The following is a 20,658-nucleotide window of genomic DNA, read 5'->3' as shown; positions in this document are numbered from 1 at the left end:
ATAGACCATGCCGATACAGGTCGATAGCGTCACAGACAGTCCCATGTTTCCGGAGCGGGTCGACGTTGTCGTCATCGGCGCCGGCATCATCGGGTCATGCACCGCCTATGAACTCGCCCGCAAGGGCGTCTCCGTGGCCCTGATCGAAAAAGGCGTCGTCGCGGGCGAACAATCCGGCCGCAACTGGGGCTGGGTGCGGCAGCAGAACCGCGACCTGCATGAACTCGGCCTGGCGATGTACAGCCTGAAACGCTGGGGCGAGCTTGCCGAAGAAATCGGCCGCGACCTGGGTTTCCGGCGCACCGGCATCCTGCTCTGCGCACGCGAGCAGGCCGAGCTGGACAAGTGGGAAAACTGGAGCAAGGCCGCGCGCGAACAGGGGTTCCACAATGAGCTGCTGACCGCGGCGCAGGCGCGCGCGCGCCTGCCGGGCAGCGTTTCGGAATGGAAAGGCGCCATCTGGTCGCCCACCGACGGCCGTGCCGAACCCGGCATGGCGGCGCCCGCGATCGTCGAGGGCGCCAAGGCGGCGGGCGCGCTGGTGCACCAGCAATGCGCGGTGCGCGGGCTGGAAATCGCCGGCGGCCGCGTGCAAGGCGTCTGGACCGAGCGCGGGCTGATCAGGGCGTCCCGCGTCGTGGCGGCCGGGGGCGCCTGGAATTCCCGCTTCTGCCATCATCACAAAATCGATCTGCCTGTCGCCAACATCGGCGGCACGGCTTTCCGCACCCACGCGGCGCCCGACGTGCTTAGCGCGGGCAATGTCAGCGGTCCCGGCTTCTCGATGCGGCGGCGCCTGGACGGCGGCTACACCGTGGCGCTGCCCGGACACGGCACCCTCAACATCACGCCGCAGGGCCTGAGGCACGCCGCCAAGTTCTACCAGATGTACCGGGCGAAACTCGCCAAGAAATTGAAGTACCGGTTGAACAGCAGCTTCTGGAACGGCCCGGAAGCCGCCGGTAAATGGCGCAATGACGGCCCTTCCCCCTTCGAAGCAATCCGGGTCCTGGACCCGGCGCCGGACCGCGACATCGTGAACACCGCGTTGCGCAATATCGCCCGCGAGTTTCCCGCCTTGCGCGGCGTCACGGTGGCGGCGGCCTGGGGATCCATGATCGATACCGCGCCGGACCTGGTGCCCATCATCTCGAAGGTGGACCAGTTGCCCGGACTGGTGATCGCCTCCGGGTTCAGCGGACACGGCTTCGGCATAGGCCCCGGCGCGGGCCGGCTGGCCAGCGAGCTGGCCACCGATACGGCGCCGTTCGTCGACCCGCATCCCTATCGGCTCGACCGCTTCAGCGACGGTTCGGCCATCAGGCGGCCGGAGATGATGTAGTGCCACGCACGGTCGTGGGCGCGCGGCCGCGGCGTCGGCGGTCTTGATCGCGGTCTAGGTAGTTTCACTAAAGTAGTACGAAAAAGCCCTACGGTACCCGTCGTTTCGCCTATATTTTTCAACATACTGAATCACTCGCTGTTTCGCTGCATCAATGAATGATCGCGACCGGACATGCGAAGACACAAGGGGATGATCACATGAAGCATTTATTCCGATGCTGGATGGCCGCTTTCCTCATCGCGTTCGCGCTGCCCGCCGCCGCGGATGATCTGCGCATCGGCACGCGCACGCCGGACCCCGCGCTGGACCCGCACTTCATGTGGACGGACGCCAACGTCGGCTACTACGTGCAGATCTATGGCGGCCTGACGGCCCAAGCCAACGATGGCAAGGTACTGCCCTATCTGGCGGAATCATGGAGCACGCCGGACGGCGGCAAGACCTGGCGCTTCAAGCTGCGCCATGACGTGAAGTTCAGCGACGGCACGCCGGTCACGGCCGATGACGTTGTGGCCAGCTACAAGCGCATGCAGACCATCAAGGCCAGCGCTCCGTTCACCGGCGCGATCGCCGGGCTGCAGGAAGCCCGCAAGGTCGACGACCACACCGTGGATATCGTCACCTCGAAATCCAATCCGATCCTGCCCCAGCGCGTTTCGCTGATCCAGATCATCCCCGCCAGGATCGCCGCCAGCGCGACGACCGCCGACTTCTCCGATGGCAAGGCGGCCGTGGGCTTCGGCCCCTACAAGTTCGTGTCCTTCAAGGCCGGCGACAGCCTTGTCCTGGAGCGCAATCCGGGATTCTTCGGCCCGCCCGCCAAGTGGGATAAGGTCACGTACCGCTTCATCCCCGACGGCGGCGCCCGCGTCGCCGCGCTGCTGGGCAAGGACGTCGACATGATCGATGCGGTGCCGCCCGCGCTGGCGGCGCGCCTGAAGGCCGACCCCACGGTGTCGGTGATCATGGGGCCGTCCAGCCGCTTGCTGTTCCTCACCATCGACACGAATCGCCCGCAGACGCCCTACGCCTTCGACGCCCAGGGCAAGCCGCTGCCCAAGAACCCCTATGCGGACCCGCGGGTGCGCCAGGCCCTGTCCCTGGCGGTGGATCGCAAGGCCCTCGTGGATCGCGTGCTGGGCGGCATGGCGTATCCGGCCAGCCAGATCACCACCAAGGGGTTCGGCGGCTTCGACGACACGCTGGCGCTTGCCGCCCCTGACGTGGCCAAGGCGAAGCAGTTGCTCGCCCAGGCCGGCTATCCGCAGGGCTTCGCCATGACCATCCATTGCACCAACGATCGCTTCATCGAGGACGCGCGGGTATGCCAGGCGATCGGCCAGATGTTCTCGCGCATCGGCCTGAAGGTGGATGTCCAGACCATGCCCTACGCGGTGCTGACACCGCGAGCCATGGACCCGAACGGCGAACGATTCAGCATCGCCATGATGGGCTGGGCCGACTCGTCGGGCGAAGCGCTGGTGCTGAACAATGTGGTTCACACGCCCGACACCAAGAATGGCTTCGGCTCCTGGAACTGGGGGCGGTATTCCAATCCCCAGGTCGACAGGCTCATCGAGCAGGCCGCCAACGAAATGGATACGCCGCGGCGCCATGACCTGATGAAGCAGGCGATGCGCGTGGCTATGGACGACTACGGCTTTATTCCCCTGTACGCGCAAAGCGTCGTCGTGGGCGTGCGCAAGGGGCTGACGTACCAGACCTGGGTGACGGAGCAGACGATCGCCGACTCGGTATCCAAGGCGCAGCCGTAAGCGGCGCGGGCACGGATGACGGCATTTCTCTTCAAGCGCATCGGGCAGGGAGCGGGCCTGCTCGCCGCGATGTCCCTGATCGCATTCCTGGGCATTTTTGCGCTGGGCAATCCCTTGGCCACGCTGGTCAATCCGGATTCATCGCCCGAGGTGCTGGCCCGCACCGCCGCCCAGCTGGGCCTGGACCAGCCCATGTATCGCCAGTATCTGCGCTTCATGGGCCACCTGCTGCAAGGGGATCTGGGCAGTTCCTACATCAACGGGCAACCCGCCCTGGGCCTGATACTGGAGCGCTTCCCCGCCACCCTGGAACTGGCGCTTGCCGCGATGCTGATCGCCACGGTGATCGGCATTCCGCTGGGCATGTACGCCGGCTGCCGGCCGGCTTCCGTGGTGGGCCGGGGCGTGGGCGGACTGGCGGTGCTGATGGTCAGCGTGCCCACGTTCTGGCTGGGCCTGGCCCTGATCATTGTTTTCAGCATCGAACAGCAATGGCTGCCCACCGGCGGGCGCGGCCAGGTCGGATCGCTGCTGGGCCTGCACACCAGCCTGGCCACGATCGACGGCTGGCGCCATTTGCTGCTGCCCGCCCTGAACCTGTCGCTCTTTCCCATGGCGCTGCTGATACGGCTGACGCGGGCCGGCGTGATCGAGTCGCTGGACGCGCCATTCACGCGCTTTGCCCGCGCCAAGGGGCTGGACCGGCGGCGGATCGTGGGCGTCTACGTGCTGCGCAATATCCTGACGCCCATCGTCACGGTGATGGGGATGGTGTTCGGCATGCTGCTGGCGTTTTCCGTGGTGACGGAAAGCATCTTCGCCTGGCCGGGCACCGGCAAGCTGATCATCGAGGCGATCCGTACGTCGGATCGTCCCGTGGTGATCGCATATCTGCTGTTCACGGTATCGATATTCGTGCTGGTCAACATCGTGGCGGATATTCTGTGCGCCTGGCTGGATCCACGCGTCGCCGCGGCGCATGGGGTGCGGGCATGACGCGCCGCGCATCGCGTTTCTTCCGCGGCAAGCTGGCTTGCGTTGCCGCCGCGGTGTTGACCGTCCTGGTGGCGGCGGCGTGCCTGGCGCCCTGGCTGGCGCACCAGAATCCTTACGACCTGTCCCAGCTGGATATCCTGAGCTCCCTGATGCCGCCGGGCTCGGTTTCCGATCACGGCTACACCTATTGGCTGGGCACGGACGACCAGGGACGGGACCTGTACAGCGCCGTCTTGTACGGTTTGCGGGTCAGCCTGGCCGTGGCGGCCCTGGGCACGGGTATCGCACTGGTGGTGGGCGTGACGATCGGGCTGGTCTGCGCCTATGCCGGCGGCCGCATCGATGCGCTGTTCATGCGACTGGCCGATCTGCAGCTGGCCCTGCCCAGCGTGCTGACCGCCCTGGTGCTGATGGCGCTGCTGGGACCGGGGCTGGGCAAGGTCGTCATCGCGATCGCGGCGTCGCAGTGGGCCTATTTCGCCCGCACCTTGCGCAGTTCCGCTCAGGTGGAGAGCGCCAAGGAATACATCATGGCGGCGCGCACCCTGCGGTACAGGGCCGGGCGCATTATGTTCCGCCACCTGTTGCCCAATTCCGTCGGGCCGCTCGGCGTGCTGGTCGTCGTGGAACTGGCCGGCGCCGTCGCGCTGGAGGCGACGCTGTCCTTTCTCGGCGTGGGCCTGCCCATCACCGAACCCTCCCTGGGGCTCCTGATCGCGAATGGCTATACCTACATGCTGGCCCGGCAGTACTGGATCAGCGTCATGCCGGGCCTCGTGCTGCTGGTCCTGCTGCTGTCGATCAACGTGATCGGCGAACGCCTGCGCCAGGTCAACGACCCGCGCGCGGTGGCGCTGGAGGCCGCGCGCGGCGACAGGAGGATAGTCCAGTGAACCCGGCACGGTCTCAAGCGAGCATGGAGATACTGCGGGTCGAGGACCTGCACACGGAGTTTCGCGGCGCCAATGGCGTGGTCCATGCGGTCAATGGCGTGGATCTGACGCTGCGCCGCGGCGAAATCCTGGGCCTGGTGGGCGAGTCGGGCAGCGGCAAGTCCGTGACCGGTTATTCCATCCTGGGACTGGTCGACCCGCCGGGCCGCGTCACCGCCGGACGCGTCCTGTTCGCCGGCATCGACCTGCGCACCGCCAACGCCCAGACCATCCGGTCGATACGTGGGCGGCGCATTGCGATGGTCTTCCAGGATCCGATGTCCACCCTGCACCCCATGCTTCGTATCGGCACCCAGATGACCGACACCCTGCATGCCCATCAATCGCTGACGCGCCGGGCCGCCTGGACCCGGGCCGTCCAGGCCCTGGAGCGCGTCGGCATCCCCTCTCCCGCCGAGCGCATGCAGGCTTACCCGCACCAGCTGTCCGGCGGCATGCGGCAACGGGTGGCCATCGCCATCGCCTTGCTGAACGACCCCGACATCATCATCGCCGACGAGCCGACCACCGGCCTGGACGTCACCATCCAGGCGCAGATCCTGGCCGAGGTCCAGAAGGTGGTTGCGCAGTCCGGAACCGCGCTGATCTGGATCACGCACGACCTGGGCGTCGTGGCGAACCTGGCCGACAACATCGCGGTGATGTACGCGGGCGGAATCGTGGAGTACGGCGGCGCGGCCGATGTGCTGGCGAATCCGGCCCATCCCTATACGCGCGGCCTGCTCGCCTCGGTGCCGGCGCGCAATCGCGACGAGCGCCGGCTGCCGCAGATACCGGGCAGCATCGCGTCGGCGGCCACCGCGGCCGGTTGCCGCTTCCAGCCGCGCTGCGACCGCGCCACCTCGGCCTGCGCGGCCCTGCCGGCGATGCGCCCTGTCGCGCCCCGGCAGACCGTGCGCTGCGTGCATCCGGTGTCGGGAGCCACGCAAACGATCGTGGCGGAGGGATAGGATGGATCCGAATCGCGCGCCCCTGTTGCGACTTCGCGAGGTCAGCAAAACCTATGGCGCGGGTCGACGCGGACCGCTGGGCCTGGGGCCCCGGCGTACGGTACGGGCGCTGGACAGCGTGTCCCTGCATATGGCCGCCGGCGAAGTGCTGGGCCTGGTCGGCGAGTCCGGCAGCGGCAAGTCGACGCTGGGACGGCTGATCGTGGGCCTGGAGCGACCCACCGGCGGCGCCATCGAGTTCATGCCGGGAATGCGCGCCGACGGCGTGCAGATGGTCTTCCAGAATCCGGCGGGTTCGCTGAATCCGCGCCAGCGGGTCCTGGACATCGTGGCCGAGCCCTTGCGCTGCGCCGGGAAGGAAGACGCCGATGGCGCCGCCCGCCGGCTGCTGGAAAGCGCCGGCGTGCCCGCCCATCTGCTGGAACGCTATCCGCACGAATTGTCCGGTGGCCAATGCCAACGCATCGGTATCGCGCGCGCCCTGGCGCTGGGGCCGTCGCTGATCATCTGCGACGAGCCCGTATCCGCGCTCGATGTTTCCATCCAGGCGCAGATCCTTAATCTGTTCGCCGATCTGCGGGAACAGACGGGCTGCGCCTATCTGTTCATCAGCCACGATTTGCCCGTGGTCGAGCGCATGAGCGATCGCGTCGCCATCATGTACCTGGGCCGCATCGTGGAGGTCCTGCCGGCCCGGTCGCTCGCGACCGCGGCGGCGCATCCCTATACGCAAGCGCTGATGGCCGCGGTGCCGGTACTGGATGGCACGCGGCGGCCCTTCCAGGCCATACGCGGCGAGATACCGTCGCCGCTGAATCCGCCCGCGGGTTGCCATTTCCATCCCAGGTGCCCCCACGCCATGCCGCGCTGCCGGACAGAGACGCCGGCGGTGCGCCTGCTTGCGCCCGATCACCCCGTAGCCTGCCATCTCCATGATCCCGACTGACCCATCCCCGCACAGCGAAGTGTCCTGGTGGTACCGCGATGCCATCGCGTACGAGGGCAACCTGCCCGATGCCGCGCCACTGACGGGCCGGCACACGTTCGACGTCGTTATCGTGGGCGGCGGCTTTGCCGGCCTGTGGACGGCGCTCACGCTGCACGAACGGCGGCCCGGATTGTCCATTGCCCTGATCGAGGCCCGCACCTGCGGCTCCGGGGCCAGCGGCAAGAACGGCGGGATGACCTCCGGCTACTGGTCCCGCCTGGCGAAAATGGAAGACCTGTTCGGCAAGGAGCAATCGCTGGCGGTGGCGCGGGCGGCGTCGAAAGCCCAGCAGCGCATCCGCGACTATGTGCACGCCTGCGGCGAGGATTTGTGGTGGCAGGAAAGCGGCACCCTGCTTGTTTCCGTTCATCCGGAACACGATGCGCGCGCCGGCACCTGGGTGCGCAACGCGGCGCGCTTCGGTGTACCCGAAACGGTCAGCGAACTGAGTCGCGAAGATGTCGCCAAACTGTGCGTATCGCCGCTGTTCCGGGGCGGCGCATTGTTCCCCGACTCGGCGCTGGTGCACCCTGCCCGCCTGGCGCGCTCGCTGCGGCGCAGCGCCCTGGCCAAGGGCATCGCGATCTATGAGCATTCGCCGATGACGGGTCTGGACCGCGGCACCCCGAATCGCGTCCGCTGCGCGAAGGGCGAGGCCATCGCGCCCGAGGTCGTGCTGGCGACCAATATCGCGCTGACGGAAATTCCCGAGATCCGCCGGCATATCTCGATGTTTTCCAGCTACGTCGCCATGAGCGAGCCGGCCGGCGACTTCCTGGACCGCGTCGGCTGGACAGGCACGGAAGGCATCGTCGATTCGCGCCAGTTCATCCGCTACGCGCGCAAGACGCCTGACCGGCGCATACTCGCCGGCTGGGGCGGCGGCCCGCTGGCGGCCGGTAGCGACCATCGCGCTTCACGGCTTTATGACCATCGCTCGTCCAGCGACCGCGTGCGCGGTGTCCTGCGGGAATGGTTTCCCCAGGCCTTGCCCACGCCGCGGGTGGCCGCCAGTTGGGGCGGCGGCATCGACGTATCCGCCGACCAGATCCCCTTCTTCAAGACGCTGCCGGGCACGCGGGTCCACTATGCGGGCGGGTTCAGCGGCCATGGGGTGAATGCGACCTGCCTGGCGGGGCAATGCATGGCGTCGCTGGTGCTGCGGGAAACGGATGAGTGGTCCTCCCTGGCGCTGTGCACGCGCGACGTGCCGTCGCTGCCGCCCGAGCCCTTCCGCTATCTGGGCGCCAGCGCCATCCGCTGGGGCATCCTGACGCGGGAAGACGCGCTGGAGGCGGGACGCCGGCCCCCGATGGTGGCGAACATGCTGGCAGCCCTGCCGGCCAGGCTGGGATTGCGCATCGGCCGGCGCTAGCGGCGCCGCGCTGATCGCCGGGCGCTGGCGGCGGCACGCCGATTGCACCCTGTGGCAAGCTAGCACCTGGGCGCGGCGCCTGGCCGTCGCGCCCACGGCAACTTGACATAGGAGTACGCATGCCCGATGCCCAACCTTCCGCCGCGGCGCCCGACGCGCAGCGCGGCGGATTCGTCGAAGTGCGCGGCGCGCGCGAACATAATCTCCAGGACGTCGATGTCGCCATCCCGCGCAACGCGCTGGTGGTGTTTTCCGGCGTGTCCGGCTCGGGCAAATCCTCCTTGGCCTTCAGCACCATCTATGCGGAAGCCCAGCGGCGCTATTTCGAATCGGTGGCCCCCTATGCGCGGCGCCTGATCGACCAGGTCGGCGTGCCGGACGTCGATGCCATCGACGGACTGCCGCCGGCCGTGGCCTTGCAGCAGCAGCGCGGCGCGAGCAATGCCCGGTCCTCCGTGGGCAGCCTGACCACGCTATCCAGCCTGGTGCGCATGATGTACTCGCGGGCCGGCGCCTACCCGGCCGGCCAGCCCATGCTGTATGCCGAGGATTTCTCTCCCAACACGCCGCAGGGCGCCTGCCCGTCCTGCCATGGCCTGGGCTATGTCTACGAAGTCACCGAGGCCACCATGGTCCCGGACCCGTCGCTGAGCATCCGCGAACGCGCGATCGCCGCATGGCCGCCGGCCTGGCACGGACAGAATCTGCGCGACATCCTGGTGACCTTGGGCTATGACGTGGACCGGCCCTGGAAGGACCTGCCCAAGAAGGACCGCGACTGGATCCTGTACACCGAGGAAACGCCGACCGTGCCGGTGTATGCGGGGTTCACGCCCGCGGAGACCCGGGCCGCGCTCAAGCGCAAGCTGGAGCCCAGCTACATGGGCACCTTCACCGGCGCGCGCCGCTACGTGCTGCATACCTTCGCCAACACCCAGAGCGCCCTGATGCGCAAACGTGTGTCCCGCTTCATGGAGGGCAGGCCCTGCCCCGCCTGCCAGGGCAAGCGGCTCAAGCCCCAAGCGCTGGCGGTGACATTCGCCGGCGTGGACATCGGCGAATTCATGCGGATGCCGCTGGACCAGGCGGCCGCGCTGCTGGAGCCCATTGCAAGGGGCGACTTCGGCGCCCATGGCGCCGGCGCGGACATCGACAAAGAGGCCACGCGCCGCGATCGCGCGCAGCGGGCGCGGTCGGGCCGGGCCATCCATGCGGCCTCTCCCGACGTGCGGCGGACGTCGGCGCTGTCACCGGAGAAACGCCTGGCCGCCCAGCGCCTGGCCGAGGGCGTGATGGCGCGCCTGCGTTCGCTGCAACAGCTCGGCCTGGGCTATCTGACACTGGACCGCGCGACGCCGACCCTGTCCAGCGGCGAGCTGCAGCGGCTGCGCCTGGCCACGCAATTGAGCTCCATGCTGTTCGGCGTGGTTTACGTGCTGGACGAACCGTCGGCGGGCCTGCATCCATCCGATAGCCAGTCGCTGTACGACGCACTGGACCGCCTGCGCGATGCCGGCAACTCGGTGTTCGTCGTCGAGCACGACCTGGGGCTGATGCGGCGCGCGCAATGGCTGGTCGATGTCGGCCCGGAGGCCGGCGAACGCGGCGGCCGCGTGCTGTACAGCGGCGCGCCGCAAGGCCTGAGGGATGTGCCAGAGTCCCGTACCGGGCGTTATCTGTTCGACCGGGTACCGCTGCCGGCAAGCGTGGGGCGATTGCCCGCGGCCTGGCTGGAGCTGAAGGATATCCATCGCCACAATCTGCATGGCGTCAGCGCGCGGATCCCGCTGGGCGTGCTGACGGCGGTCACCGGCATCTCGGGCTCCGGCAAATCCAGCCTGATCGCGCAGGCCTTGCCGGAACTGGTATCGCTGCATCTGGGGCACGAACCGGAGGACGATGCCGCGGACGGCGCGCCGGAGGAGCCGACGGTGGTCGAGACCACGCGCGGCCAGCTGGCGGGAGATGTGGACATCGTCAGGCGGCTGGTGCAGGTGGACCAGAAACCCATCGGCCGCACCCCGCGTTCGAACCTGGCCACCTACACGGGCCTGTTCGACCACGTGCGCAAGCTGTTCGCGGCGACGCCGGACGCGCGGCGGCGGCGGTATGACGCGGGGAGGTTTTCTTTCAACGTGGCCAAGGGCCGCTGCGAAACCTGCGAAGGCGAAGGCTTCGTCAGCGTCGAATTGCTGTTCATGCCCAGCGTTTACGCGCCCTGCCCGACCTGCCACGGCGCCCGCTATAACGAAGCGACGCTCAAGGTGCGCTGGAACGGACGCAATATCGCCGAAGTCCTGCGGATGACGGTGGAGGAAGCCTGCGACTTCTTCGCCGATCAGGAGGCGGTATTGCGCCCGCTGCGCCTGCTGCGCGAGATCGGCCTGGGCTATCTGCGCCTGGGCCAGCCCGCCACGGAGCTGTCGGGCGGCGAGGCGCAGCGCATCAAACTGGCGACCGAGCTGCAACGCAGCCAGCGCGGCCATAGCCTGTACGTGCTGGACGAGCCCACGACGGGCCTGCATGCCCTGGATGTGGACCGGCTGATGGCGCAGCTGCAGCGCCTGGTGGACCTGGGCAATACCGTGGTGACCGTGGAGCACGACATGCGGGTGGTGGCGCAGGCGGACTGGGTAATAGACGTCGGCCCGGGCGCGGGCGACCAGGGCGGCCGCATCGTGGCGGAAGGGCCGCCCGCGGTCGTGGCGGGCAGCCAGGCAAGCGCCACGGCGCCGTTTATCGCGGCATTCCTGGCGCCTTCGGGCGATTCCCTTGCGTCGAATGCCGCGGGGGCTTCGGATGCCGGGCCCGCGTCAGGCGCCGCCGCGTCCTCGTCCCGGCGTCTCGCGTGATTTCGCCAGCGTTTTCTGCGCGTGTTCGGTCAGTACGTCGAGCGCCCGGTCCAGGACGGCGCGCTCTTCCTCGCTCAGGACAGAGAGCAGTTCCTCATTGCGCTTGACCGCCCGCGGGAAGACCTTCCGATACAGCGCTTTGCCCCGCGGGGTCAGGCTCAGTTGCACGCCGCGGCCGTCGCTTTCGTCCGACTCGCGTTGCAGCAGGCCGCGTTCGATCATGTCGGACACGGTGCGGCTGGCCTGGCTTTTGTCCAGGTTGACCTCTCGCGCCAGGCCCTGCAAGGACATGGGCGCATAGGCGCCCAGCATGCCGACGATGCGCCACTCTCGTGGATCCAGGCCGAAATCGCGTTGATTGGACTCGGCGGCCAGCCGGCTCCAGGTGCTGGCCAGGATGTTCAGGCGGAAGGAGATCAGCTCCTTGAAATGACGCGCCTGCGCTTTCCCAGCCGGGGATGACGGGGCTTCGGATGGCATTTTCGTTCGGATAGGCGATGCAGTACTCATGATGGAAGGAAGTCTAATGGATGCCGCGCGAGCGCGCCGGCACAGAGGCGGCATGGGCCGCCGCGCGCAAGGGGTTCAGGCCGCTGCGCGCCACCCTGCCCTGCAACGGCCGGCCCAGCGCCTCTTCGCAGGCTTGCACGGTGGACAGCAGGCTGTCCAGGTCGATGCCCGTCCTCACCCCCATGTTTTCGAACAGATCGACCAGGTCTTCCGTGCATACGTTGCCCGTATGGCCGCCGCCGTAGCGGACCTTGGCCGGATGCCCGCCGACGCCGCCGAAGGCGCAATCGAAGTGGCGCACGCCCGCCTCCAGCGCGGCGACGTAGTTGGCCAGGCCGGTGCCGCGCGTGTCATGGAAATGCGCGATGGGGATGACGTCCGGGTACGCGGCCATCATGCGGCGAAACAGCGCGCGCGTGGTCGCCGGGGTGGCCGTTCCGGTCGTATCCCCGAGCGTGACGTGGCGCACGCCGGCGTCGCGCATGCGGCCCACGTCTTCGATGACGGTTTCCGGGTCGACATGGCCTTCGAAAGAACAGCCGAAGGCCATGGAGATCGTACCGATCAGGCGGAAACGCCCGCCGGCGGCCAGGGCCATCTGGCGGATGTTCGCCCACTGGTCCGCGCGGCCGCGCGCCAGGTTCTTCATCGAATGCGTTTCGGTGGCGGATACCAGCAGGCTGATTTCGTTGGCGCCTATGCCGGCATCCGCGTCGGCGACGGCGCGCTCCACCGCGCGGACATTGGCGCAGGTGGCCTTGTAGAAGACGCCCGGGCGGCGCGGCAGCGCGCGCAGCATGTCGGTGGCATCGGCGAACTGCGGCACCACCTTGGGATTGCTGTATGAGGTCGCTTCCACGCGGGCAAAGCCGATGTCGGCGAAGCGGCGCACCAGCGCCACCTTGGTGGCGGTAGGCAGGAAATCCGGCTCATGCTGCAGGCCGTCGCGGGCGTAGCACTCGCACAGCACCACGTCGCGGCCGTCGTCTTCCAGCGAGGGGCCCGCGCTTTGGTCGAGGTTCATGAGGCTACCGTGTCCTTTCCGATGTTCCAGAGCTTGATCGCGTACTCGCGCAGTTTGTTCTTCTGCACCTTGCTGCTGCCCGTCATGCCGATGTGTTCGAAGCTATCCACCAGCGCCATGTAGCGCGGCACCTTGAAGTTGGCGCAGCGCGCCTTGCACCAGGCGAGCAGTTCTTCGCAGCTGCTTTGCTGTCCGGGCTTGAGCAGGATGAAGGCGCCGGCCACCTCGCCCAGGCGGGCATCCGGCACGCCTATCACCTGTGCCATCTGCACCGCGGGATGTCCGTGCAGGACTTCTTCCACTTCCGCGGGCGCGACGTTTTCGCCGCCGACACGGAACAGGTCCTTGAGCCGTCCGACCATGCGCATGCGGCCGTCGGCGCGCTGCTCTCCCATGTCGCCGGTGCGCAGCCAGCCGTCCCCGGTGAAGGCGCGCGCGGTCGCGTCCGGCAGTTTGTAGTAGCCGCGCATGACGTTCCAGCCACGCACCTGGATCTCGCCGCGGGCTGGATGGTCCCGGACTGGATGGTCCCGGGCGGGATCGCCTTGCTCCGTACCGGAAGGAATGACCGCGCCGGTATCCGGATCGGCCAGGCGCACCTGCACGCCCGGATGCGGCAGCATGTAGCCGTCGCGGCGCAGTTCGAATGCATCGTCGCGATCACTGACCAGGACATTGGGCGACGCTTCGGATTGTCCGTAGGCGTTGCAGACGTACGGTATCCGCATCACGTCGCGGATTTTCTGCATCACTTCGGGTCCCGCCGCGGCCCAGCCGCCCTTCAAGTGAAGGCGCCCGGGATCAAAGTCGGCATGTCCCATCATCATCAGAAAGATCGTATCGTTGCCCGACGTCAGGGTGCAGCGCTCGGCTTCCAGTACATCCAGGGTCTGCTTGACGTCGAACCTGGGCAGGCTCAGCAGGCAGCAGCCGGTCACCAGGGTCACCAGCACCGACAGCGTGCTGCCGGCGACGTGATAGAACGGCCGGATGCTGAAATAACGGTCTTCCGGCGTAACACCCAGCCTGCGCGCGACGGACGCCGCGTCGCCCAGCATGTTGTGGTGGCTGAGCATGACGCCCTTGGGAAAAGACGTAGTGCCGGATGTGTACTGCATCAGCAATACGTCCTGCGGCGCGACGGCCTCGGCCAGGCTATCCAGCTGCCGGTCGGAGACGTCCGCGCCGGCGGCCAGGAAATCGGCCAGGGTTTGCAGGCCGGCCGGGCACCGCCCCTCGCCCACCATGACGGCGCGGCGCAACTCGGGCAAGCCCTGGCCGGGCAGGCCTCGATCGATCGCCGGTTCGACCTGGCGCAGCAGGCCGGTGAAATCTATGCCCAGGAACTGATCGGCATACAGCAGCAGTTTGACGTCCGCCTGCTTCAGGCAGAACTGCAGTTCCTCTATCCTGAAGCGCGTGTTCACCGGCACGGTGACCGCGCCTATGGAGGCGCAGGCGAAGAACGCCGCTATCCATAGGCCCGAATTGCCCAGCATCAGGCCGACGTGATCGCCCTTGCCTATGCCGGCCTTGTGCAAGGCGGCGGCCAGGCGCCGGCTTTCCTGGCGCAGCGCCGTCCACGTCAGGCGCTCGCCCGGCCCGACATAAGCCTCGTGATGGGATCGCTCGCGCTCGGTGGCCTGCAGCACCCGCGGCAAGGTCACCGGCAACGGCACGCCTTGATCGTCAAGCAGCCGCATCGCCCTTCTCCCCGGTCGCGTCCGGCTTCTTGCCGAAGCCGGCGATCGCATTCCGCCAATCGCTGTGCCGCAGGTTGCGCTGGATGGCCACCAGCTCGATCGCCATGGCGCCTTCGCGCGTCGTGTCCAGGCCGTCGTCGATGCACTGCTTGGTCAGTTGCACGGTCAGGGGATTGGCGGCGGCGATGCGCTCGGCCATGCCGGAGATCGCCGCCTCGAATTCCCCGGCGTCATAGACGTGGTTGACCAGGCCCAGGCGCAGCGCCTCCTCCGCGTCCACCGTTCTTCCGGTGAACAGCAGCTCCTTCGCCATGCGGCGGCCGACGATGCGCGGCAGGCGTTGGGTGGCGCCCACCGTTCCCCAACCCACTTCCGGGTACCTGAAAGCGGCCTGCGCGGTCGCCAGGACGAAGTCGCAGGCGGCCGCGATCTCGCAACCGGAGCCGAAGGCCGCGCCGTGCACGGCGGCGATCAGGGGCTTGGACAGCGCTTCCAAGGCGGCGTAGGCGGTGAAGCCATCGACCCGGCGCGCCACCATTTCAGCCGGGCTCATGCCCTGCCGCTCCTTCAAGTCGGCCCCGGCGCAGAACGCGACGCCGCGCGCGCGCAGGACGATGACGCGGACGGCTTCGTCGGCCTCCAGGGCCTCGCAGGCCGCGGTGAGCTCATGGCACATGCGCAGGTTGAGCGCATTGCGGCTGTCCGGACGGTTCAGCCAGAGCGTGGCGATGCCTGTGCCGCCGTCCAGATCGAGCTGCAGGGTTTCGAATACGGGTAGCGTACTCATTGCGGTCCTTCAGTCCTGTAGTTTCATGCCGGTGGCCTTTACGAGTTCGGCCAGCTGCTTGCCGTCGGCGCGGATGTAGTCGGTGGCCTGTTGCTCCCGCTGGGGCATGGGGATGGCGTTCTGCGCGGCGAGGATCTTCTTGAACCCGGGGCGCTCCTGCACCGTCTTCAGGGCGTTCGCCAGCTTATCGACCACCGGAGCCGGCGTGCCGGCGGGGACGGCCAGGCTGTACCAGCTGCCGGAGACCATGTCGGGCAGCCCGGCTTCCGTGAAGGTGGGCACATCCGGCAGATCCGGCGAACGCTCCTTGTTCGCATAGGCCAGTGCGCGCAGCTTGCCGGACTTGATGAAGGGCAACACGGCCGAGATGTTCAGCAGCCCGACCGGCACGGTGCCCGCCACCATGTCGTTGACCGCGGGCGCCGCGCCTTTGTAGGGCACATGAACCAGGTCCACCTTGGCGTAGTACTTGAACATTTCGGCCGCGATGTGCGGGGAACTGCCCATGCCGGCCGACGCGTAGTTCAGTTTCCCCGGCTGCGATCTGGCCAGGGCGATGAACTCTTTCAGGTTCTGCGCGGGGACCGAGGGGTAGACCGTCAGGATGTTCGGCACGTTGGCGACCATGCCGACAAAGGTGAAGTCCTCGATGCCCTTATAGGGGACCTTGGTGGCCGTCGGCGTTACCGTATGCGCGGCCGCGGTGCCCAGCAGCAAGGTATAGCCGTCGGGCGCGGCCTTGGCGACGTAGGCGGCGCCTATGCTGGCCCCGCCGCCCGGCTTGTTTTCGACGATGACGGATTGCCCCAGGGTTTCGCCCAGCTCCTTGGCCAGGGCGCGGCCCAGCAGATCGGCCGGGCCGCCGACGGCGTAGGGATTGACCAGGACGATGGGATGCGAGGGATAGGCATCGGCGGCCATGGCCGCCGGCGCCGTCACGCCGAGCGCCGCTGCCAGCAGCAGCGCCCGCGCCGGCGCCAGCAGGGCCGTGCGCCACGCCGGCGGCATTCGCGTCCGTTGCGGCGTGCGCGGCGGACGCGGCAGGGATGGGCGCGGCGGTGGTGTCGGCAAAGCACGGTGTAGCGTCTTCATGTCTGGTCTCCTCTATGGTTATCGGCCCGCGGTCTGCCGCGTGCTCGGGTTCGTATGTCTACACCGCGCCGGCGGCGCGCAGACGGGCGATCTGGTCGTCGCCCAGCCCCAGCTTGCCGCGCAGCACTTCATCCGTATGCTCGCCCAGCAACGGCGGCCGGCCGACCCGCGGATCGTCCATGCCGTCGAAGCGCAGCGGCACGCGCAGCCCGGGAAAGCGGCCGATCAGCGGATGGTCGAAATCCACCACCATGCCGCGCGCGGCGACGTGTTCGTTGGCCAGCACTTCATCCACCTGCAGGATGGGACCGGCGGGCACGCCCGCGGCATCGCAGCGGCGGCACAGCTCATCCCGATCCAGGCGGCGTATTGCCTGCTGCAGGCCGGCCATGATTTCCTCGCGCCGCGCCAGGCGATCGGCATTGCGGGCCAGCGTCGCATCGGCGGCCCAGGCCTCCAGCCCCAGCAGGTTGCACAGGGGCGCCCAGTGCTGGTCGCTGCCCGTGATCTGCACCCACCGGCCGTCCGCGCACATGAAGGCCGCCGACGGGATGCGGCCGGGATGTTCGGTGCCCAGGCGTTCCGGCACTTCCCCCAGCGTGAACCAGCGGGCGGCCGCCAGCGACAGCAGGCCGACCTGTCCGTCGAACATGGAAAAGTCCACGTGACAGCCGCGGCCGGTTTTCTCGCGCCCCGCCAGCGCCGAAAGGATGGCGATGCACACCCAGAGGCCGGAACTCAAATCCGCCACCGGCAAGCCCGGCTTGACCGGGCCGCCACCGCGTTCGCCGGTCAGGCTCATGATGCCGCACATCGCCTGGAACACCGTGTCGTAGCCCTTGCGTTTCGCATAGGGACCGGTCTCGCCGAAGCCGGTGCAGCTGACGTGCACCAGGCGCTCGTTCAGCTGGGCAAGCGCGCCATAGTCCAGGCCGTATTTCTTCATCGTGCCGACCGGAAAATTTTCCAGCAGCACGTCGGCCTGGGTGGCCAGGCGGCGCACCACGTCCTGGCCCTCCGGCGTGCGCAGGTTGACGGTGATCGAGCGCTTGCTGCGATTGAAGGCCATGTAATAGGCCGAGACCTGGCCCTTGCCGCCCCGCACCACCGGCTCGAAATCCCGCGTTTCATCGCCGCCGCCGGGCTGCTCCACCTTGATCACTTCCGCGCCCAGCTCGGCCAGGATCATGGATGCGAACGGGCACGCCAGCACGCGCGACAGATCCAGGATGGTGATGCCTTCCAGCGGTCTCATGCCTTGTCCTTGCGAAAGCCGCGCATCATCACGTTGGCGTCGCGCCCCACTTCCAGGGCCTGGGCCAGGCCCAGGTCCGCCGCGCGGTGGAAGGCGCGCTTGGTCGTGGCCATGGCGATGGGGCTCCAGCCCGCCACCTTGCGCGCCAGTTCCAGGGCCATGTCCAGCACCTGTTCGTCGGGGACCACGCGATTGCACAAGCCCCAGGCCTTGGCCGCATGCCCGTCCAGGGGGTCGGCCAGGGATACCAGCTCGAAGGCCTGCTTGCGGCCCAGCTGGCGCACCAGATTGGCCATGACCACCGCGGCGACGATGCCATGCTTGAGTTCCGGGTAGCCGAAGCGCACCGTCTCCGACATCACGCACATGTCGCAGGCAATCGCCAGGCCGGCGCCGCCGCCCAGGGCATTGCCGCGCACGGCGGAAATCACCGGCTTGTTCATTTGCGAGAACACCAGGTGCAGGCTGGTGGTCAGGTCGGCGCGGGCGCTGACTGCCTGCGGGTCTTGCGGCGTCAGCGCGGAAAACTCGGTGGTATCGGCGCCCGCGCAGAACGATTTGCCCGCGCCGGTCAGCACCACGGCGTTGACGCCTTCGGCGCGATCGGCTGCGCGCAGGCTGTCGAGCAGTTCCTGGGTCAGGCGGGTGTTGAGCGCGTTGTGCTTCTCCGGCCGGTTCAGCGTCAGGATGCGCACGGCGTCGTGGTCTTCGATCAGCAGGTGTTCCATTTGGATTCGTCCCTTGTCTCTTAGGTTGATGCCGCCATGGCGCGCAGCCGACCGGTGGCTTCGGCGAGCTCGCGCACCAGCCGCTCCATGACGGCGGCGGCGGGTTCGATGCGCGAAATCAGGCCCGCCGATTGTCCGACTTCGACCTTGCCCCATTCGACGTCGCCGTCCAGGGCCGCCTGCTTGAGCGTGCTTTTCTTGAACATTGCCAGGTACGCCTCCTGGTCAAGCTGATCGCGCTCGGCATCGAAGATCGCCTGCGCGAAGGCATTGCGCAGGCCTCGTATCGGGAGGTCGCGACGCCCCACCAGGGCGGTATCGTGCACGTCGGCGGCCAGCACCGCGGCCTTGTAGTTCGCATGCACCGCCGCCTCTTCGGTCAGGAGAAAACGCGTGCCCAGCTGCACGGCATCGGCGCCCAGCGCCAGCATCGCGGCGATGCCCCAGCCGTCCGCCACGCCGCCGCTGGCGATCACCGGAATGGACACTTCCTGCAGGACTCGCCGTACCGCGACCAGCGTAGTGACTTCGCTGGCCGGCGGGTGGCCCCCGGCTTCGGTGCCGACGACCACCAGCGCATCGACGCCCGCCGCCGCGGCCTTGCGCGCGTGTTCCACCGAGGCCACGACATGTATCCATTTGGCGCCGATGTCGCGAAACCGCGCCAGGTGGGCCTTGGGACTGCCTTGCGAGGCGATCACCACCGGTACGCGGCCGTTGTGCATTGCATCAAGAATGTCGGCGGCGCCCTGTCGGTACAGCGGAATATTGACCGCGTACGGCCGGTCGGTAGCCGCGGCCAGCTCCCCCAACACCCGCACGAAGTCGTCCTGCCTGAGCGGCCCCGCCGCCAGTACGCCCAGGCCGCCCGCGTTGGAGACGGCCGCCGGCAGGGCCGCGCTGGAGGAAGCCCAGCTCATACCCGCCTGCACGATGGGATGCTCGATGCCGAGCATGTCGGTGATACGTGTCCGGGTGATGCGTGTGTACATGGCCCTGGATATCAGTCAAAGTAGTTGATAAACTAAACTAATTAGTGGACGAAATCAACTATCCAAGAAGCGCGGCATGAATAATACGGAGACAGCGGCGGTCAACGCCGATGCGGCGATGCCCTTGGCCGGCATACGCGTGGTGGACCTGACGTCGGCCGTGGTCGGGCCTTATTGCACGCAGGTCCTGGCGGATTACGGCGCCGACGTCATCAAGCTGGAAGAAAAGTCGGGCGATGTGATCCGATGGATATCGGGCAAGTCCCGCACGCCGGGCATGTCCGGCAAGTTCATGCATATGAACCGCAACAAGCGCAGCATTTCGCTGGACCTGAAGCAGCAGGCCGGACGCGATGCCTTGCTGAAGCTGGTCGACACCGCCGACGTCTTCCTGCACAACATGCGCAATGCCGCGGTGGCGCGCCTGGGCCTGGACGCCGATACATTGATGGCGCGCCGGCCCGGCCTGCTCTATTGCGGCATCGTCGGCTTCGGCAGCGATGGCCGCTATGCCGGCCGTCCGGCCTACGATTCCATCCTGCAAGGCGGCACCGCGCTGGCCAGCCTGCTGACGGGCGCGGATGGCCAGCCGCGCTATGTGCCTTATGTGGTGATCGACCGCACCGCCGGCCTGATGGTCGCCCACGCCTTGCTCGCGGCCCTGTTCGCGCGGCAGCGCGATGGCCGCGGCCGCGTGATCGAGGTCCCGATGTTCGAGAGCTATGCCGGATTGCTGCTCAGCGAGCATCTGTACGGCCACAGCTTCGAGCCGCCCACCGACCGTTTGGGCGACCGCCGCCTGCTGGACCCCAACGCGCGGCCGGTGCGCACCCGCGATGGCCATGTCTGCATCACGACCAATACCGATGCGCAGGTGCACAAGCTGTTCGTCGCGCTGGGGCGCGCGGACCTGGCGCAGGACGCGCGCTTTTCCACTTCGCTGGCGCGCATCGAGCATATCTCCGACTTTTTCGCCATCCGCGCCGAGCTGCTGGCGCAACGCGGCACGGAGGAAGTCGTCGAACTGCTGCTGGAACACGATATTCCCTGCATGCCTTGCCACACGCTGGAATCGCTGCTGGCCGATCCGCACCTGGGCGACGTCGGGCTGGTGCAACCCGGCCAGCATCCGACCCAGGGCCGGATACGGCAGATCCGGCCAGCCATACGCATGACGGGCTTCGAACCGTCGGTGCGGCTGCCGGCGCCCCATATCGGCGAACACACCCGCGCCGTCCTGGCCGAAGTGGGCTACACGCCGGAAGGCATCGACGGACTGTTCGACAGCGGCGCGGCCTATACCGCGGCGGATGCGCCATCACATTGACAGGAG

17 protein-coding genes are annotated in these 20,658 nt (G+C 67.8%); 9 read left to right on the top strand and 8 right to left on the bottom strand.

Going from position 1 to position 20,658, the window contains the following annotated elements:
• The first annotated feature begins 7 nt into the window (after positions 1 to 7).
• From ACNA0R_RS16385 to ACNA0R_RS16350, 8 genes are all read left to right on the top strand, one after another.
• A complete protein-coding gene (locus ACNA0R_RS16385; RefSeq protein ID WP_415827100.1) occupies positions 8 to 1,342 on the top strand; it encodes an NAD(P)/FAD-dependent oxidoreductase in 1,335 nt (444 codons plus the stop codon).
• A 200-nt stretch (positions 1,343 to 1,542) separates the two neighbouring features.
• Positions 1,543 to 3,120 (top strand): ABC transporter substrate-binding protein, encoded by a 1,578-nt coding sequence (locus ACNA0R_RS16380; RefSeq protein ID WP_415827099.1) that lies wholly within the window; start codon positions 1,543 to 1,545, stop codon positions 3,118 to 3,120.
• Positions 3,121 to 3,135: 15 nt separating this feature from the next.
• A complete protein-coding gene (locus ACNA0R_RS16375; protein ID WP_415827098.1) occupies positions 3,136 to 4,116 on the top strand; it encodes an ABC transporter permease in 981 nt (326 codons plus the stop codon).
• Positions 4,113 to 5,009 (top strand): ABC transporter permease, encoded by an 897-nt coding sequence (locus tag ACNA0R_RS16370; RefSeq protein ID WP_415827097.1) that lies wholly within the window; start codon positions 4,113 to 4,115, stop codon positions 5,007 to 5,009. The genes ACNA0R_RS16375 and ACNA0R_RS16370 overlap by 4 nt, the downstream gene beginning before the upstream one ends.
• 23 nt (positions 5,010 to 5,032) lie before the next feature.
• Complete coding sequence (locus ACNA0R_RS16365) at positions 5,033 to 6,019, top strand: ABC transporter ATP-binding protein (protein ID WP_415827096.1); 987 nt, start codon at positions 5,033 to 5,035, stop codon at positions 6,017 to 6,019.
• Between the two features lies 1 nt (position 6,020).
• On the top strand, positions 6,021 to 6,965 hold the full coding sequence (locus tag ACNA0R_RS16360) for an ABC transporter ATP-binding protein (protein ID WP_415827095.1): 945 nt from the start codon (positions 6,021 to 6,023) through the stop codon (positions 6,963 to 6,965).
• On the top strand, positions 6,952 to 8,382 hold the full coding sequence (locus ACNA0R_RS16355) for an NAD(P)/FAD-dependent oxidoreductase (protein ID WP_415827094.1): 1,431 nt from the start codon (positions 6,952 to 6,954) through the stop codon (positions 8,380 to 8,382). The genes ACNA0R_RS16360 and ACNA0R_RS16355 overlap by 14 nt, the downstream gene beginning before the upstream one ends.
• Positions 8,383 to 8,501: 119 nt before the next feature.
• Positions 8,502 to 11,234, top strand: a complete 2,733-nt coding sequence (locus ACNA0R_RS16350) for an excinuclease ABC subunit UvrA (RefSeq protein WP_415827093.1) — start codon at positions 8,502 to 8,504, stop codon at positions 11,232 to 11,234.
• Here the strand turns inward: ACNA0R_RS16350 and ACNA0R_RS16345 are convergent.
• Genes ACNA0R_RS16345 through ACNA0R_RS16310 form a run of 8 tightly spaced genes read right to left on the bottom strand, consistent with a single transcriptional unit; the run spans position 11,196 to position 19,325 of the window.
• Entirely contained in the window at positions 11,196 to 11,714 is a 519-nt protein-coding gene (locus ACNA0R_RS16345; protein WP_415827092.1) for a MarR family winged helix-turn-helix transcriptional regulator, read from the bottom strand. The genes ACNA0R_RS16350 and ACNA0R_RS16345 overlap by 39 nt on opposite strands.
• Positions 11,715 to 11,757: 43 nt before the next feature.
• Positions 11,758 to 12,768 carry a hydroxymethylglutaryl-CoA lyase gene (locus ACNA0R_RS16340; RefSeq protein ID WP_415827091.1) on the bottom strand — a complete coding sequence of 337 codons (1,011 nt, stop codon included), beginning with the start codon at positions 12,766 to 12,768 and terminating at the stop codon, positions 11,758 to 11,760.
• The gene (locus ACNA0R_RS16335; RefSeq protein WP_415827090.1) at positions 12,765 to 14,471 is read right to left on the bottom strand and encodes an AMP-binding protein; all 1,707 of its coding nucleotides are present in this window, start codon (positions 14,469 to 14,471) and stop codon (positions 12,765 to 12,767) included. Before ACNA0R_RS16335 ends, ACNA0R_RS16340 begins: the two co-directional genes overlap by 4 nt.
• Positions 14,458 to 15,258 (bottom strand): enoyl-CoA hydratase/isomerase family protein, encoded by an 801-nt coding sequence (locus tag ACNA0R_RS16330; RefSeq protein WP_415827089.1) that lies wholly within the window; start codon positions 15,256 to 15,258, stop codon positions 14,458 to 14,460. Before ACNA0R_RS16330 ends, ACNA0R_RS16335 begins: the two co-directional genes overlap by 14 nt.
• Before the next feature lie 9 nt (positions 15,259 to 15,267).
• Positions 15,268 to 16,350: a Bug family tripartite tricarboxylate transporter substrate binding protein gene (locus tag ACNA0R_RS16325; RefSeq protein ID WP_415827088.1), complete on the bottom strand. Its 1,083-nt coding sequence runs from the start codon at positions 16,348 to 16,350 to the stop codon at positions 15,268 to 15,270.
• Positions 16,351 to 16,408: 58 nt separating this feature from the next.
• On the bottom strand, positions 16,409 to 17,605 hold the full coding sequence (locus ACNA0R_RS16320; protein ID WP_415827087.1) for a CaiB/BaiF CoA transferase family protein: 1,197 nt from the start codon (positions 17,603 to 17,605) through the stop codon (positions 16,409 to 16,411).
• Positions 17,602 to 18,333: an enoyl-CoA hydratase/isomerase family protein gene (locus ACNA0R_RS16315; protein WP_415827086.1), complete on the bottom strand. Its 732-nt coding sequence runs from the start codon at positions 18,331 to 18,333 to the stop codon at positions 17,602 to 17,604. Before ACNA0R_RS16315 ends, ACNA0R_RS16320 begins: the two co-directional genes overlap by 4 nt.
• Positions 18,334 to 18,353: 20 nt before the next feature.
• Positions 18,354 to 19,325 (bottom strand): NAD(P)H-dependent flavin oxidoreductase, encoded by a 972-nt coding sequence (locus tag ACNA0R_RS16310; protein WP_415827085.1) that lies wholly within the window; start codon positions 19,323 to 19,325, stop codon positions 18,354 to 18,356.
• Positions 19,326 to 19,401: 76 nt separating this feature from the next.
• On the opposite strand from ACNA0R_RS16310, the gene ACNA0R_RS16305 reads away from it, so the two are divergent.
• Positions 19,402 to 20,652, top strand: a complete 1,251-nt coding sequence (locus ACNA0R_RS16305; RefSeq protein ID WP_415827084.1) for a CaiB/BaiF CoA transferase family protein — start codon at positions 19,402 to 19,404, stop codon at positions 20,650 to 20,652.
• The last annotated feature ends 6 nt before the right edge of the window (positions 20,653 to 20,658 follow it).

Source organism: Bordetella sputigena (genome assembly GCF_965137885.1).
GTDB lineage: Bacteria > Pseudomonadota > Gammaproteobacteria > Burkholderiales > Burkholderiaceae_B > Bordetella_C > Bordetella_C sputigena.
The sequence above is the reverse complement of the archived record's forward strand: the minus strand, read 5'-3'. Positions and strand labels throughout refer to the sequence as shown.